Annotated in this window: 15 protein-coding genes; 14 read left to right on the forward strand and 1 reads right to left on the reverse strand. The window is 49.4% G+C overall.

Annotated features, from left to right (window positions below; all coding sequences use genetic code 11):
* The first annotated feature begins 24 nt into the window (after window positions 1–24).
* From AC6ESO_RS04320 to AC6ESO_RS04335, 4 genes are all read left to right on the forward strand, one after another.
* Window positions 25–1,071 (forward strand): ABC transporter ATP-binding protein, encoded by a 1,047-nt coding sequence (locus tag AC6ESO_RS04320; protein WP_497090291.1) that lies wholly within the window; start codon window positions 25–27, stop codon window positions 1,069–1,071.
* 22 nt (window positions 1,072–1,093) lie between these two features.
* The gene (locus AC6ESO_RS04325; RefSeq protein WP_497090292.1) at window positions 1,094–2,197 is read left to right on the forward strand and encodes a glycoside hydrolase family 172 protein; all 1,104 of its coding nucleotides are present in this window, start codon (window positions 1,094–1,096) and stop codon (window positions 2,195–2,197) included.
* An 84-nt stretch (window positions 2,198–2,281) separates the two neighbouring features.
* Entirely contained in the window at window positions 2,282–2,986 is a 705-nt protein-coding gene (locus AC6ESO_RS04330) for a DsbA family protein (protein ID WP_497090293.1), read from the forward strand.
* A gap of 93 nt (window positions 2,987–3,079) precedes the next feature.
* Window positions 3,080–3,787, forward strand: coding sequence for a DNA alkylation repair protein (locus AC6ESO_RS04335; protein WP_497090294.1), 708 nt, complete (start codon window positions 3,080–3,082; stop codon window positions 3,785–3,787).
* Window positions 3,788–4,284: 497 nt separating this feature from the next.
* Here AC6ESO_RS04335 and AC6ESO_RS04340 read toward each other — a convergent pair whose 3' ends face one another.
* Complete coding sequence (locus AC6ESO_RS04340; protein WP_497090295.1) at window positions 4,285–4,653, reverse strand: VOC family protein; 369 nt, start codon at window positions 4,651–4,653, stop codon at window positions 4,285–4,287.
* Window positions 4,654–4,777: 124 nt separating this feature from the next.
* Here AC6ESO_RS04340 and AC6ESO_RS04345 point away from each other — a divergent pair, with 124 nt between their 5' ends.
* From AC6ESO_RS04345 to AC6ESO_RS04390, 10 genes are all read left to right on the forward strand, one after another.
* Window positions 4,778–5,833, forward strand: coding sequence for a phosphotransferase (locus tag AC6ESO_RS04345; RefSeq protein WP_497090296.1), 1,056 nt, complete (start codon window positions 4,778–4,780; stop codon window positions 5,831–5,833).
* A gap of 553 nt (window positions 5,834–6,386) precedes the next feature.
* Complete coding sequence (locus AC6ESO_RS04350) at window positions 6,387–8,420, forward strand: galactose-binding domain-containing protein (RefSeq protein ID WP_497090297.1); 2,034 nt, start codon at window positions 6,387–6,389, stop codon at window positions 8,418–8,420.
* A 389-nt stretch (window positions 8,421–8,809) separates the two neighbouring features.
* Window positions 8,810–9,643 (forward strand): sugar phosphate isomerase/epimerase family protein, encoded by an 834-nt coding sequence (locus AC6ESO_RS04355; RefSeq protein ID WP_497090298.1) that lies wholly within the window; start codon window positions 8,810–8,812, stop codon window positions 9,641–9,643.
* 59 nt (window positions 9,644–9,702) lie between these two features.
* Entirely contained in the window at window positions 9,703–10,221 is a 519-nt protein-coding gene (locus AC6ESO_RS04360; protein ID WP_497090299.1) for a GyrI-like domain-containing protein, read from the forward strand.
* 147 nt (window positions 10,222–10,368) lie between these two features.
* Window positions 10,369–10,761: a sulfatase-like hydrolase/transferase gene (locus tag AC6ESO_RS04365; RefSeq protein WP_497090300.1), complete on the forward strand. Its 393-nt coding sequence runs from the start codon at window positions 10,369–10,371 to the stop codon at window positions 10,759–10,761.
* Complete coding sequence (locus tag AC6ESO_RS04370; protein ID WP_497090301.1) at window positions 10,710–11,831, forward strand: sulfatase-like hydrolase/transferase; 1,122 nt, start codon at window positions 10,710–10,712, stop codon at window positions 11,829–11,831. The genes AC6ESO_RS04365 and AC6ESO_RS04370 overlap by 52 nt, the downstream gene beginning before the upstream one ends.
* Window positions 11,832–11,958: 127 nt before the next feature.
* Window positions 11,959–12,963: a copper amine oxidase N-terminal domain-containing protein gene (locus AC6ESO_RS04375; RefSeq protein ID WP_497090302.1), complete on the forward strand. Its 1,005-nt coding sequence runs from the start codon at window positions 11,959–11,961 to the stop codon at window positions 12,961–12,963.
* 391 nt (window positions 12,964–13,354) lie between these two features.
* Window positions 13,355–13,684 carry an ArsR/SmtB family transcription factor gene (locus tag AC6ESO_RS04380; protein ID WP_497090303.1) on the forward strand — a complete coding sequence of 110 codons (330 nt, stop codon included), beginning with the start codon at window positions 13,355–13,357 and terminating at the stop codon, window positions 13,682–13,684.
* A complete protein-coding gene (locus AC6ESO_RS04385; RefSeq protein WP_497090304.1) occupies window positions 13,681–14,076 on the forward strand; it encodes an SRPBCC family protein in 396 nt (131 codons plus the stop codon). The genes AC6ESO_RS04380 and AC6ESO_RS04385 overlap by 4 nt, the downstream gene beginning before the upstream one ends.
* Window positions 14,077–14,166: 90 nt before the next feature.
* The gene (locus AC6ESO_RS04390) at window positions 14,167–16,422 is read left to right on the forward strand and encodes an ATP-binding cassette domain-containing protein (protein WP_497090305.1); all 2,256 of its coding nucleotides are present in this window, start codon (window positions 14,167–14,169) and stop codon (window positions 16,420–16,422) included.
* The last annotated feature ends 268 nt before the right edge of the window (window positions 16,423–16,690 follow it).

Below are 16,690 nucleotides of genomic sequence, written 5' to 3' on the forward strand. Positions count from 1 at the left end.
AACAGCTATGAAGGAGGTGTTTGTTTGGCTGCAAACATTCTGGAAATCCACGGTCTCTCCATGCATTACAAAATCGGCGGCATGCTGCTGGGGACCAAAATTACAGCGGTAGATCATATTGATTTAACCCTTCCGGGAGATAAACCGCAAATCATGAGCATTGTCGGTGAATCCGGTTGCGGGAAGACGACGCTCGCGAAGATGATTTTGCGCCTGCTCGAGCCGTCTTTCGGCGAGGTTGTCATAGAAGGTACGCCGCTGTCTTTCTATGCGAATCGAAAGAACAAGAAAGCTTTTCTAAAGAAAGTACAGCCCATCTTTCAAAATCCATTCTCCACGTTCAGCAGCCGCAAGACGGTGGATACCTATCTCTATGAAACGGCACTCAATCTGGATATTGCCAAGACGAAGCAGGAAGCAAAGCGGATCATCACGGATGTTCTGAAATCTGTTGGCCTTGATCTGGCGAATGTGGCCGGCAAATATCCCAATCAGTTTTCCGGTGGGGAGCTGCAGCGGATATCGATCGCGCGGGCGCTCATTCCGAAGCCGAGGCTTATCGTAGCGGATGAACCGGTCGCCATGATCGACGCTTCGCTGCGCATGAACGTCGTCAATTTATTCATGAAGCTGAAGGATGAATATAACGTCAACTTTATTTATATTACGCATGATCTATCCACCGCTTATTATGTCAGCGATTATATTGCGACGATGTACAGGGGAAATTTAATCGAATATGGCAAAGCCAAAGAAATATTGAACCATCCAGCACATCCCTATACCGAGCTCTTGCTGGAGTCGATCCCGCGGGTCGGGAAGAAATGGGATGAAGACATGAAGCTTCCTGATCTTGAGAGCAAAGAATATGGCCTTGGCGGCTGCAAGTTTGCCGGTCGATGCGTGTATGCCCAAGAAATATGCCGGTCGGCCAAACCGGAGATGCTTCAACTGAATGCGGATCATCAGGTGCTTTGCTTCAAGCACAGCGGCTATCAAGTCGCGGCAGGAGAAGCTAGAATCGGCGGAAACGTTGCTGCCACTAGCAATCATTCAGATCTTAGCTTGTAAATAAGAGTAGGAGGTAGTTCGCATGCTGCACAATCAAGGGTTAGGATTCGGTTTATCTACGGCACCGTTGATGACGAATGGAAAAACTCGTTCGATCAGCGCCGAGAATCCGAGGGGGGAAGTAGGTGCCGGCGGGAAGGAAGCCAGTAATTTAGGCGTTGGCCGGAAGGGCAGGCCGTGTATTACGCTTCAGCAGGGGGAGACGGTCACGTTGATGGAAGTGGACGGGCCAGGTGTGATCCAGCATTTCTGGATTACGGTTACGGATCGGACAGATAAAGGGTATTTCGTGTTGCGAGATCTGGTAATACGGGTGTACTGGGATGATGAGGCTGAGCCCTCGGTAGAAGTGCCGCTGGGCGACTTCTTCTGCAACGGATTCGGTGCCCGGAGCCTCGTGAATTCGCTGCCGATCGTCGTCAATCCGACCGGGGGCATGAACTGCTATTTTCCAATGCCATTCCGTTCCAAAGCCAAGATTACGATTGAGAATCAGCATGCGCGCGAAATCGGGGGATTTTTCTATCAATTTAGTTATACCTTGGTCGATGATATTCCGGAGGAAGCAGGTTATTTCCATGCACAATGGAGACGGGAGAATATTACGACCGCAGCACAGGATTTCACCATCCTTGATAATGTAAAGGGGAAAGGACACTACATCGGTACTTACTTGGCTTGGGCCGCGCTGGAGCGGTATTGGTGGGGGGAAGGGGAAATCAAGTTTTATATGGATGGCGATGAAGAGTGGCCGACCATATGCGGAACGGGGACGGAAGATTATTTCGGAGGCGCTTGGTGCTTCTATGAGAAACGGGATGGGAAAATCGTCGAAGTTCCCTATAATACGCCTTATCTGGGCTATCCCTATTCGAAGACGGATACGACGCGCAGCGACATCTTCGGTGAAGACAGCGTTCCGATGCATGGCTTGTACCGCTGGCATTTAATGGACCCGATTCGCTTCGAGAATGAGCTTAAGGTGACCATTCAACAAATGGGGCATAACAGCCGCGCTTTGTTCGAGAGAACGGATGATGTGTCCTCGGTGGCTTACTGGTACCAAGCCGAGCCGCATGCTGCATTCCCTGCTTTGCAGGCTGTTGAAATGCGCTGGCCAAGGTAAAGTTACGTTGTTTAATACTGCTTAAATGAAAGGCTGCCTTGGCAGTCTTTCTATTTATGCTTATGTAGAAAGGCGGGAACGATCATGGATGCGTTGGTTGATAGCAAGAAAATACCCGGTGGAACGAAACGATTAATAGCATTGGAGAAACAAAAGCTAAAGGAACGAAAACGATGGATCTTCTTCAGCATCTGTTTCGCAGCAGCCGCATCTATCGCATTAGCGGTCGTATTCGCGCCTAAGCCAGAGCCGGTTGCGTTCGATTACCAGCAGCTCCCCATGCTCGGTTCTGCTGACGCGCCGGTGAAAATTGTCGAGTTCGGTGACTTTAAGTGCCCGGCTTGCCGCTACTTTAGCCAGGAAATTAAACCGAAGCTGGTACAGGACTTTATTGATAGAGGGACAGTAGCGCTGTATTTTATGAATCATACGATCATCGGACCGGATTCCTTTGCTGCCGCTATGGCGGGCCAATCGATTTATCGTCAGAACCCTCATGAATTTTGGAACTATTATGATGCGATTTATAAGAATCAAGGCGATGAGCGGGTTGCTTGGGCAACGCCGTCATTTCTCGTTGAACTAGCCAAGAATGCTCAGCTTGAGGTGGATTATGAGAAGTTGAAGCAGGATATCGAAAACGAGGCGTATGCGGATGAAGTGATTGCCCATAACGCGAAGGCTGAGAAGCTGATTACTTCTACGCCGACGCTTTTTATTAATGGGGTTAAATACGTGGATTTCGCCGATTATGATAAACTTAAGAGAGCAATCGCCAAGGCAGGTTAGGGCTTAACTAATGCTGCAATTTTCATTATAATAAAGGAAGAAGAAGTTAAAACAGGCTGTTGAACGACTACATAAATAAGGACGTGCGATGGAATGAATTTGGAAGCGGTCATGCAGGAGCTTGAAGCAATCGGCAAGGAACGCAGCAAGAAAATATACATGTCCAATGGGGCGCAGGAACCGCTGTTTGGAGCGACTACAGGCGAGATGAAGCCGATCGCGAAGAAAATTAAAATCAATCAGCATTTAGCCGAGGAGCTATACGCTACGGGGAACTACGATGCAATGTACTTCGCCGGCGTAATTGCGGACCCGAAGGGTATGACTGCGGCTGATTATGACCGATGGATGGATTCGGCTTATTTCTTTATGCTGTCTGATTATGTGGTGGCCGTAACGCTGGCGGAATCTGATATTGCCCAGGAAGTTGCCGATAAATGGATTGCCAGCGGGGAAGAGCTGCGCATGTCAGGTGGCTGGAGCTGTTACTGCTGGCTGCTCGGCAATCGAAAGGATAGTGAGTTTTCCGAAAGTAAGCTTGCCAACATGCTTGATCAAGTTGCAGCTACGATCCATGATGCTCCCGAGCGTACGAAATTTGCGATGAATAACTTCATTTATACCGTAGCCGTGTCTTATACGCCTCTCCACGACAAGGCTGTCGAAATTGCGAAAGCAGTTGGCCCCGTAGAAGTGAACAAGGACAAGGCAAAGAGCAAGTTGATATCGGCTGCCGATAATATTCAGAATACTATTGATAAAGGGCGAATTGGATTCAAACGTAAATATGTTAGATGTTAAATTGGAGCTATAAAGTGGAAGCATAAATAAACGAGCGGCAGCGATCTTTTGGATTGGCTGCCGTTTGTTGTTGGTGCGAAGGGGGGACACAAGTGAGAAGGAATTTCTATCTTCACCTGATCATGCATTATATCATTATGTTGGTTCCCCCAGCGATAGCTGCGCTTCTATTTGAATTTAATGACAATTTCAATACGTATTTAGAAGAGTACATTGGCTATACCGTGGGATTAACGGGGTTAATTATTATGGGGCTCTTATCCATGTTCCTCCATAGTTATATCATCATGTCGATCATCTACTTGATCATTAAAATGATTGTATTATATCCGCTCTTCATGATGATGTATGTATCATTAAGGCGAGTTACATGGTTACCTATTGTGATAAGTTCCGTGCTGAGTGTATGGGGAGTGATCTTTGGTGCATTTATTATGGTCGCGGCAAATCAGTGAATTCTTAGGATAATAGCAGTCTGATATTCAGCAAGGCTGATCTTAGAGCGCTTCGCCAAAGTAAATCGTGTGTCCCTGATCATCCTCGATGACAAACTCCCTAGTACTCCAATCCGTCTCATGCACGTCTTTAATCATAGTGACCCCTCGAGCTTTCAGCTCCTCAGCCAAAGAGGCGGCATCATCCGTTTGCAGGTAGAGAGTGAAATGGTCTCCATCGCGAGTATAGGGGATTGAAGGATCCTGTTCACAAACGGACTTGAGATGAAAAATCTGGTTGCCTGCACGTATGCCGGCATAAAAATCTTCATATCGGAATGCGAGTTCCAAGCCTATCAGAGTCGTGTAGAAGCGTATGGAACTGTCTAAATTCATCGTTCGCAGCTGCGGAATAACGCCTGCTATTTTCATTATTACTCCTCCTAACTAGAGTGGGAATGCATGCGTAAAGGATCATTATCTGTTCCTAATTATACCTTTTCTACTAGACTAAATCGAAAGTTAATGTCATTAATAATCAAAGCGTGTATAGGGAGTGAATGGTCTGAAAGTAAAATATCGCATAGAAGATCGAGTACTTGCCTCAAATCTGGATAGAGAATACGGGATACAAGTTGAAACCATTCAATTCATTCCTTTTGGGGATTCAGCTTACTCTTACCGGCTGGCGTGCATGAATGGAGAGCGCTATTATCTGAAATTATTTGATCATAACAATGACAGACATAGAATGAGTATCGATCGTTTTCCTTATTACTTGCCATTGACTTGGAACATGTATCATCAAGAAGTGTTTCAAAAAATCACTTATCCAATTAAAAACCGGATTGGCGGATTTTCAACAACAATAAACGAGATTACGGTCGTATTATTTAACTATATTCACGGCGAGTCATTGGCTGATGCCTATCCGTTCTCCATAGAGATTCTTAAGAGCATTGCCGAATCGGCAGCTGCAATTCACAAGAGTAGTCCCTTGATAGATAAGACTATGATCTTAATAGAATCATTTGATATTTCCTTTGAATTTGACCTCGATAATTGTATTTCGTTGCTTGAAAGCACGATGACATTTGACAATCCTAGTAAACAAGCGCTAAGAGCGCATGTAGGGCCCCAAAAAGAGCAGATCATGAACCTGCTGGATCTCGTTCGTAAACTTCGCCATTCAGCGATAGCAGATACGAAAGAAAAAGTAGTGTGCCACGGGGATATGTGGGGAGGGAATTTGATTCGTCAGGGCAACGAATTGTATGTCGTCGATTGGGAATCCGCGATTTTGGCGCCTCCGGAATTCGATTTGATAGGCTATATCGGTGAAGAGTTCGATGTTTTCTATTCCGCTTACTTAAAGCATTTAGGTAAATCTGTGGCGATTAATCTCGATTTATTGCGGTTTTACTCCTACCGCCACCATCTTCGGAATCTAACGAATTGGCTAATGAATATTCTGTTTCGCAACACAGAAGAAGCGCAGAATGAAAACGACTTGGACATGATCCTTCATCACTGCATGAATCGTTGGGATCGTATTGAACCGATGATTAAGGAAGTTGCAGTTATCCTTCGGAAAAGGAGCGCTGGAGAGTGAAAATGAAAATTTCCATTTCCGGATTGCTAGCTTCCGTAGGATGCATCGTTTTGTGTTGTATATTTTTGTTTTGGAACCCATATTCCAATACGCCAATAAGTCACTCCACATTTCTGATCATTTTTGCGATGTTGATTTTACCTGCAGTTCTGGGGATCGCAGCCTCGTTTAGAAATAATCGAATCTTAATGGTAATAGTTGTGCTATGGACACTTCCTTATGGACTTTATCTAAGTGTCGTGTCGATACCTAGTGTTTGGAATCTCTATGGTTTGGTTCTATTTCTATACCTGAGTTCAGTGATTGGGATGACAAGAGCATTGAGTGACTAGGCAAACATAACAGAAGGGGGAAGGGCAGGACTCAGAATTAACGTTTGCTGCCAAACATAAACAGTTCTATTCTAAATGTGGATTCATTCCTTGCTCGGGTGGGGTGTAGAGAAGCACTTGATTGCCTCTCGAAAGTAAAAAGGAACATCAAAATGGTAAAGCCGGGCAATCCACTTTCCAAAATGAAAGCGCTATACTTTTAGTGCGAGCGCAAGTATAGCATGCTTAGCGCGAAAAGTACGGCACACACCATGGTTATGGAAGATACGTATGCCGTGCAAGAAGTAGAGGGGAGGAAGGGGGACTTAATTGTAAACGCTGGCTTCATCAAGTTGAAACGTCCACTAAGAGAGGAAGTGCGGGACATGCGATTATTCAAATGGTTGGCTTCCGCCGCTTTGTTCCTGACGGTCGTCACGGGATTGCTGCCGGTTAAGGCTCTGCCTCAAGCGCCTCATGTTTATGCGGATAACCCCAATCACACGTTGGTAGGTGCCATTCGCTGGGATGCTTGGGTTGGCACGCTGAACACCGACGGGGTCGGCGCACCTCAGGTTGGACTGCAGGTCGAGCAGACGCTCGGACCGAATAAGTACCATTTTCGGCTGCCGTATTTCGGTGTAGAGACCGGGACCAACTCCGTTAACGCCCGGCAGTTGACCCAGAGCCTCATGGACCAGGACATCGCCTTCGCCAAATACGCGGGCATCGATTACTGGGCATTCTGCTTTTATCCGGACGGCAGCGGAATGGACACGGCAAGGAATCTGTACGATTCCAGCACGCACAAGAGCGATGTGAAATACACGTACATCCTCGGAACGGGCAGCTTGCCGTCCACGAAATTCGACTGGCTGGTGAGCAAATTTCAAGAAAGCAATTACCAGAAGGTGATGGGTGGTCGGCCGCTGCTTTATATTTTCGGTGGGACAGGTGGCTATAGCGCGACGGATATCGGCTCGATTCGTAGCAAGGCGACCGCGCTAGGGTTGGCAAATCCTTATGTCGTCGTCATGTCCGATAATTCGTCCGCAGCATCGAGCGCGGCGACTTCGATCGGAGCGGATGCGATCAGCGCTTATATCACGTGGTCGGGTGGTGGTGGCGCATACTCGGGCTTAGCCGCCCAGGACCAGGTGAACTGGAACAACCACAAGGCTACCGGCAAAAAGGTTATTCCGTGGGTGACCACGGGCATGGACACGCGTCCACGTTACGATCATCCGGTGAGCTGGACGTCGGTCGGACCGAACGACTGGGTACAAACCGCGACGCCGTCCGAAATCGCAGCAAACCTGACGAATGCGCTGAGCTGGGTCGGCAGCAACGCTTCGACTGCTGAAGCAAACGCGGTCATCATGTACGCGTGGAACGAATACGACGAGGGAGGATGGATCGCACCGACACTTTACGATGGCACGGAGCGTCTCGACGCGATCAAGAACGTGCTGAAACCATCCGCGAATCCGGCGAATCTAGCGCTGGATCGCGACGCTTACAGCAGTTCTTCCAACTGGGATGCCAGCCAAACGGCATCCAAGGCGTTCGATAGTAACGGCGCGACGAACTGGCAGGCCGCTTCAGGTTCGACTTATAACGGGCAGTGGGTGCAGGTAGACTTTGGTGCTAACACGCGGTTCAATCAGGTAAAACTGTCGGAGTATGGCAGCCGTACAACGGGCTATCGCATCGAATATTGGAACGGCTCGAACTGGACAACAGCCTATACTGGTACAACCATCGGAAGCGTGGCTTCTTCATCAACGGTGTCCTTCCCAACTGTGCAGGGCACGAAAGCAAGAATCTATTACACCGGTGGCAGTTTCACGCCGATCCTTTACGAGTTCGAGATTAACCGTCAATATGTCAATCTTGCCGCGGGCAAAACCTACGCCAGTTCCTCCAATTGGGATACGGTCCAAACGGCGGACAAAGCCTTCGACGGCAACGTCGGCACTAACTGGCAGGCAGCCCTCGGTTCCACCTATAACGGACAGTGGGTGGAAGTGAATTTCGGCGCGAGCACGACGTTTAACCGAGTCGCGTTGTCGGAGTATGGCAGCCGGACGTCGGGCTATCGCATTGAATATTGGAACGGCTCGAGCTGGGCGACGGCATACACCGGTACTTCAATTAGCGGTCCCGGAGCGCCGACAGTCGCGACGTTCACCGGCGTGACGGGCACGAAAGCGCGCATCTACTACACCGGCGGAACTAACACGCCGATTTTGTACGAGTTCGAGATTTCCAATTGATCGTAGTGCGCGATTGGGGAGGAAGCCTGGTTAGAGAAGTGAAGCGGAGAGTTCGATTTTCGAACTCTCCGCTTCATTTTTGCTCTAATCTCACATTGAGAGTTCAAGTTTACGACTCCCCGGTTTGACAGTTACACGCATACGAATCACGCTGCCAGCCATTATGCTGACCGAATTATCGTCATGGAGAACGGGGAAGTGGTCGAAGAAGGGAAACATGCACATCTACTGCTGCATTCGGGGCGGTATGCGGAGCTCTACCGATTGCAATATGCATAAACATAGTCTCAACTGATCGCCAACTTATCATGGAATAGGAGGAAAATGGGAACGGAAATGGAATATGTTCCAGGAAGAACATATTTTCGTAACCATGGGAGGCAAACCGAATGAAAATTAGCATTTGTTCGTTCAGTTTTCACAGATTGTTGGCGGCGGGGAAACAGGATATTTTCCAATATATTAAGGATTGCAAAGAACTAGGGTGTACGCAGCTTGATCCCTGGAACGCACACTTAGCCGAGTTGAATCATGGCGAGGAAGCGCTGCATGCCGGTGCTAACCCTGACCAATCGCAACATCTGACAGCTATGGACGATGAGTTTCTGGAACGCGTGAAGCTCGCGGCAGATGAAGCCGGATTGCCGTTCGGCTGTATCGCGGTTGACGGGGCGCATATTTATGAAGAGTCCGGGGAAGCGCGGGCTAGCAATCGGCAGCGTGCATACCGTTGGATCGAAATTGCCGAGAAGCTCGGCGCATCCCAAATTCGTATCGACTCTGGCGGACCTCAGCAATGGACGGACGAAGTTTTTGGTATTGTCGTTGAAGGTTATCGGGATCTCATTGATCGTGCCGAGCGAGCCGGAATCCAAGTAATCGTGGAGAATCATTGGGGGCCGACCGTAGATCCGGATAATATAGTCAAACTTCTGGAAGCGGTTCCCGGGCTGGGCTTGCTGCTGGATTCGTGGAATTGGGCACATGGCAAGCAGGCTGAAGGCTGGTTGAAGTGCGCGAAATACGCAACGGTCACTCATATCAAATCCTTTTACTTTACAGAGGATGGTCAGGAACTGACTCAGAATGTTCCTTCTTTCTGTAAGTTGCTTCAAGATAATGGCTTTGAAGGTACCTGGGGCGTAGAAAGCGTGCCGGCAGACGGCAATGAAATCGAAGGAGCTCGTAAGACGATTCAGTTAATTCAACGCTCTGTTCGCTAAACCTTTCTCGAAGATTCATGATTGGTAACCAATAGGAGATTGTGAGAGGAGATGTCGTCATGCAGAACACGATTGCAGTTGAGTTGGTTGAAGTTGCTCCATTTAAGGCACTGGCAGTTCGGACGGGGATGACGGAGGACAAGAGTGGAACTCGGAAAGCATGGAGCGCGTTAACAGAGCAGGTACCTCTTAATGATGCGAGGCTTTCTGATGTTCCTAATGCGTATGTATTTATACCGCAAGAGCAATGGAACAAACAAGTTGACACGCTCTGGGTGGGACTCGCGGTGGACGAATTCGGCGAAGTTCCTGCTGGTATAGAAACATTAGAGGTTTCCGGAGGTCTATGCGTCAGCGCTCGTGTATCAGGGAATGAGGCACATATGTGGAGCGTTTACGATGCCATATTTGCGTGGCTAGAGCAGTCAGCTGACTATGAACTCGATTCAAGGGAAGGCGTACTCGGCATGGAGACCGTTCCTTATGAACCGTTGAATGCGTTAACCGTACCTTACACGGAAATCGAAACTTTCAACTTCACGATGCTTTACCCGGTACGAAGAAAGTCCGTCATTTAACTACATTAACTTTCAGGCGTAATGGCTCGGCTAGCATTTATGTGATAGAGACGGATTCCCGTTCCTTCAGGGAGTCCGTCTTTTAATCGTTCATATTGGAGCCAGTCGCGCAGATACCATTAAGGATGGGGGATGAGAGGCATGCCGATGAGTGAGCGAAGACCCAACATTATTATTTTCAATCCGGACCAGTGGCGGGGCAAGGATGTGGGTTGTTTAGGTAATCCGGTTGTCCAAACGCCGTATACGGATGCGCTTGCCGAAGAGGGAGTGGCATTCTCCCGATGTTTTGCCCAGAACACGGTATGTACGCCAAGCCGTTGTTCATTCATGACCGGCTGGTATCCCCATGTACGGGGTCACCGGACCATGCATCATATGCTGTCGCCGGAGGAGCCGTTTTTGCTACAAGAGCTTAAGGATTCGGGGTATACCGTGTGGTGGGGTGGCAAAAATGACGTCGTAAGAGTGGAGCATCAGACGGAGGTTTGCAATATTCGCGTATCCCGGAGGATGTTATTTACGACCGCATCGCTCTGACTCCTAGGGAACAGGACGATCCGCTGTTTTATACCCATTATCGGGGCAAACTTGCAGAACACGAAATTGTCAGCAATGATGATGCGCTCGTTCAGGCAGCGATTGCGTTCCTGCAAAGTGGTCCTCAGGAGCCGTTCTGTATCTGTCTTACTCTGCATGATCCACATGTCCCTTTTCAGGTTGAAGAGCCTTATTATTCGATGTATGATCGCGAACGGCTGCCGCCCCTGATTCCAATGCCGGACAACGGAACGAAGACAAGACACCTGGATGAAATTCGATCACGCATGAAATTAGGTGACTTGCGTGAAGAAGACTTCAAAGAAATCCTCGCCGTTTATTATGGCATGATCACGAAAACAGATGCGGCGCTTGGCAGACTGACGGATGCACTCAAGGGATCCGACCATTGGGATGACACCGCGATATTCCTATTTAGCGATCATGGTGAATATGCGGGAGATTATCGAATGGTTGAAAAAACGCAAGTGACGTTCGAGGATGACTTGACCCGTGTGCCGCTCGTCATCAAGTATCCTGCTTCAATACCGGTACCGAATAGAACAGAGCCGGTAGATGCACTCGTGGAACTGATCGACTTTTATGCGACTGTGGCAGAGCTAGCTAAGCTTCCCAAGAAGCATACTCATTTTGGAAAATCATTGATTCCCATTAGTATAGGCGCAACTGCCGAGCACCGGGAACATGTCTTCTGCGAGGGAGGCGCTTTGATAGATGAGCCGCACACGCATGAGCCTGAGCCCGCCCGATCGCATGTATATTGGCCGCGAGTAAGTGTGCAGTCCGACTTTCTCGAACAGCATGGCAAAGCAGTCATGATTCGCTCGAAGGAATGGAAGCTTGTCCGTCGGCTCTACGAAAGAGACGAGCTATACCATCTATCGACAGATCCTGATGAGCTGCTCAATGTCATAGACGACGAGGATTGCCGGAACATTCGGCTGCAATTGACGGAACGAATCGCGGATTGGTACTTAGCGACAGGTGATGTCGTGCCGTATAAACTAAATCCACGTTCGAACACGGAGATTGTGCCGACATACGAATAACTGCATTTCGCCCAATCCACTTCCTAAAATGGGACATGCAACCATTTTCGCGCTTCCATCGTCTGAGTAGGTAATCCATGATCGAGTTATTTACCGATCTACTACGACGATAAGGAGATGGAAACGGATGAAACATAAAATTACAGCTGCGATAGTAGCGGCTACGGTTATGGCCGGTGCTTTCTTCTCGCTGCCTGGCACAGAGCGGGCACAGGCGAATGCCGCCTCAACAGCGGCGATTCAAATTGAAGTGATGGGGAAGGCAACCCCGACGGATGCCGCCCCGATTATCGACCATGGCCGAGTGCTCGTGCCGCTGCGTGCAGTCAGTGAAGCTTTCGGAGCGAAAGTAGAGTGGAATGCCAAGACAAATACGGCGATCGTTCGAAAGTGGGGCGTTACGGTCCGCTTCACTGCGTTTAGCAGCGTTGCAGTAGTCGAGCGCGATCAGCCCGGTGGTACGAGCAAAGCGACTGAGCGGCTAGAAGCAGCCATGAAGCTGCATGGTAATCGTGCCTATGTACCGCTTCGTTACCTGGCTGCTCAATTTGGCTATGCCTCCGATTGGCATGACCGGAGGGTGTTCATTTCATCCTACATCGGCAAGAAGAAGCATGATACGCTGTATAACGGCAGCCTGGCTGAAGCACGCCTAGTAGCGGTTGGTCTCAGCTATAATCCGCAATATGCGATTAAGCCATTGATCGCGGAGAACGTCGGCGAGACCGATGGGGCGACGATGCTGTTCCCCGAAGGGGAAGCGCTGCGATTCATCCGTATTGATGGAAATCTAGCGCAGCTGATCGAGATCATTGACGATCAAGGGGTTGTAACATGGGCCGGCAGATTATCCGGGGTCATCGAGGATCAGCTCCGGATCTTCATGAAGGGGAAATGGACGGACAGCGTCGGCACCGCACCGAAACCCAGCGGCGATTTCATTTATTATAACAGCGGCATATTCGGCGAGACCGGATGGACGGAATACGGTGTTGTCAATTCCGAAGGAGCGTTTACGCAGACGGGCTACAAACACTACGGATTTGGCGAAGTGGATACCGAGTCAGGGACGCTGGAAATCGCCAAGAAGGGCGAGAAGCGTACCGATGCTGCCGGCACATCAACCAGCTGAGTAACTTCCAACACTAGCAGCAGATCGAAGTGATCGGCAGCTTAGCGATGTTAGTTGGAAGTGTAGACTGCGCTAACGAACCGTAGGGGATCTCTATTTGACGATTCGTTAGATTTCCGAGGAATGCAGGATGATAGTTAAAATGGCCGTCGAAACTTTGTCGACAGCCCGGGCAGCAGGTCAATTCGATCTGCTGCTTTTTAGTTGCTACTATGCAACATGCACAGACAAAACGGTTATAGAAAAGCGTGGTTGAGATGAAAATAAGAGGCAGGGCTGCTCCGAAGTTTCAACTTGCACGCAGTTGACATGACGCCAAACGAAGTCCTATAATAAACATGTCACCAAATGGTGTCCAATACCACAGTCAACAAAATTAGGAGAGGGTGTTGTGAGCGAGAACAATCAGTTGCGGGATACGTTTGACGCGATTGCTGATCCAACCAGACGCCAATTGATTCGACTGCTGGCAGAGGCGGAGGAATTGCCGCTGCACGAATTAACGGCACAGTTTGAAATGGGCCGTACAGCGGTATCCAAGCATTTGACCATCCTTAAAGAAGCCGGACTCGTACTTGACCGTAAGGTCGGCCGAGAAACGCGATTTCGATTAAACGCCGAACCGCTCCGAGAAATTCAACATTGGGTTTCTTTTTACAGCAAATTTTGGAACGCGAATCTAATCCGTTTGCAGCACCTATTAGAGGAGGACGAGGAATGAGTTTCACTTTAAATTTGGATTATCAATATACTGCAACAATAGAGAAGCTATGGAGTGCTTTAACCGATCCTACTAAACTTGCCAAATGGGTGATGGAGAATGATTTCAAGCCCGTCGTCGGTCACCGTTTCCAATTCCGCCAGAAGCCGACTGAATATTGGGATGGTATCGTCGAAGGCGAAGTGCTTATCGTAGACGAACCAAGCACGTTGTCTTACACTTGGGGAACCGGTGAGGAGAGACACACGGTTACTTGGACGCTGCACGATCTTGGAGACGGAAAGGTTAATCTTCATCTCGAGCAAACCGGCATCTCCAATGAACAAGCGCTCAATGGCGCAAAATATGGCTGGGGTGCAATGCTCGGTCAGCTAGTCAAACTGTTTGAATAGTACCCGAAACGATATAAACCGGCTGCATGTGGAATGCAGCCGGTTTATGCTGCTTCGGACAATGATTATGATCGGGAGGGGAACGGCAGCATGAGCGAAATCAAGCAAGAATATATCGTCATCTCGGGAGCAAGGGAGAACAATCTGAAGAACGTCTCTTTACGCATTCCGAAGCGGAAAATTACGATCTTCACGGGGGTATCGGGATCGGGTAAGTCATCGATCGTCTTCGATACAATCGCCGCGGAATCAACGCGATTGCTGAACGAGAACTTCAGCATGTTTGTGCGCACCTTCTTACCTAAGGTTCCGCAGCCTGAAGCGGACGCCATCGAGAACCTGAGCATGGCCGTCATCGTGGATCAGAAGAGGCTTGGCGGAGGCTCCCATTCTACGATGGGCACGATTACCGACATTTCTCCCATTGTCCGTCTACTCTTCTCCAGGGCAGGCAAGCCTTATGTTGGGCCAGCGAACATGTTCTCCTTCAACGATCCGCAAGGCATGTGTCCCGAGTGTAATGGAATTGGCCGCAGCATGATCGTGAACATGGACAGAGCGGTAGACATGACCAAGTCGCTAAACGAAGGGGCCATCATGCTTCCGGATTACAAAGTTGGCGGCTGGGAAATAAACATGATCTTGCAGTCGGGCTCCTTCGACGTGGACAAGAAGCTGAGCGAATACTCGGAAGAGGAAATGGAGCAACTCTTATACGCGAAGGCGCGTAAAGTCGAGATGGATTTTGCCGGCAAAGCGATGAATATTACGGTGGAAGGCGTCATCGAGAAGTTTACGAACAAGTACATCAAGCGTGATGTAAAAACGATGTCCGATCGGACGCAGCAAGCGGTGGCGCCGTTCATCATCGAGGGCTCCTGTTCCAGCTGCCACGGCGCGAGACTTAGTCAAGCTGCGCTTAGCTGCAAAATCAACGGACACAATATTGCGGAATATTCAGCCATGGAAGTCGGGCAGCTTATCCGAGTCGTTCGGGAGATCGAGGATCCGGTTGCCGCTCCGGTCATCAAGTCGCTGACGGAACGGCTGCAGCACCTTGTCGACATCGGTCTTGATTACTTGACGCTGGATCGGGAGACGGACACATTGTCCGGCGGTGAGTCGCAGCGTGTCAAAATGGTCAAACATCTGAGCGGCAGCTTGGTCGATGTCACTTATATCTTCGATGAACCTAGCGTAGGTTTGCATCCCCGCGATGTTCATCGATTAAATGAATTGCTTCAGAAGCTTCGCGACAAAGGTAATACCGTGATTGTCGTTGAGCATGATCCTGATGTTATCAAGGTGGCGGATCATATCGTGGACGTCGGGCCTCATGCCGGCAGCCGCGGAGGAAACATCGTATTTGAGGGAAGCTACCAAGGCTTGCTGGAGTCGGGTACGCTCACGGGCAACCACATGAAGCGGCCGCTCCAGCTGAAGCAGGATTGCAGGAAACCATCCGGCAAACTGACCGTCAAGAATGCTACGCTGCACAACCTGCGGAACGTAAGCGTTGATATTCCAACCGGTGTTTTGACGGTTGTTACAGGTGTCGCCGGCTCGGGTAAGAGTACGCTGATTAACGACGTCTTCCTTAGTCAGCATTCCGATGCGATTGTCATCGATCAATCGGCCATCGGCATCTCATCCCGGTCGAATCCGGCCACGTACACGGGTATTATGGATGACGTGCGCAAGGCATTTGCTTCGGCGAATAAGGTCAATCAGGGCTTGTTCAGCTTCAACTCCAAAGGCGCTTGCGAGAACTGCCAGGGGCAGGGCGTTGTGTCAATCGATCTATCTTTCTTGGACAGCGTTGATCTGCCATGTGAGGTTTGCGGAGGCAGACGGTTCAAGGAGGAGGTGCTTGAATACAAGTTTAACGGCAAATCGATCGCGGATGTGCTGGAGATGACCGTGGAGCAGGCACTGGAGTTCTTCGAGCTCAAAGAGGTCGTGCGCAAGCTCCAGGCCATGAGCGATGTGGGACTGACTTATATTACGCTCGGACAACCGATGAGCACGCTCTCCGGCGGGGAATGCCAGCGCATCAAGCTGGCAAGCGAACTGCATAAGAAAGGGAGTATCTACGTGATGGACGAGCCGACGACCGGGCTGCATATGTCCGATATCGGTCATCTTCTGGCGATCATGAACCGCCTCGTGGATGCCGGCAATACGGTCATCGTGATCGAGCATAACCTTGAAGTGATCAGCCAAGCGGATTGGATCATCGATATGGGACCGGATGGAGGCAGCAGAGGCGGACAGCTCGTGTTCGAGGGGACACCTTCGCAGATTACGCAGGCGCAGCAGTCCATTACGGGGAAATACTTGCAGTAATCACGCCATCCACAAGAATTTTGCAGCCCGATTCGCACGAAAAAACAACTATACCCGTTCTTTCACTTGTCTGCACGCATCTGAATATGCGTTAATATAGATGTCGGGCCCGACAAAATCTTCATGAAAGGAGCTGATTCAATTGATCAAGCACACGGAGGTGGCTTTCGCCTAAAGCGAAGGTCACCATAAAGAGGGAGGCCTTCCGGCCTCCCTTTTCTTACAAAAGGAAGACGGCATGAACCGTTTTCACTTATAATGAATATTG

Source organism: Paenibacillus rhizoryzae, from assembly GCF_059686995.1.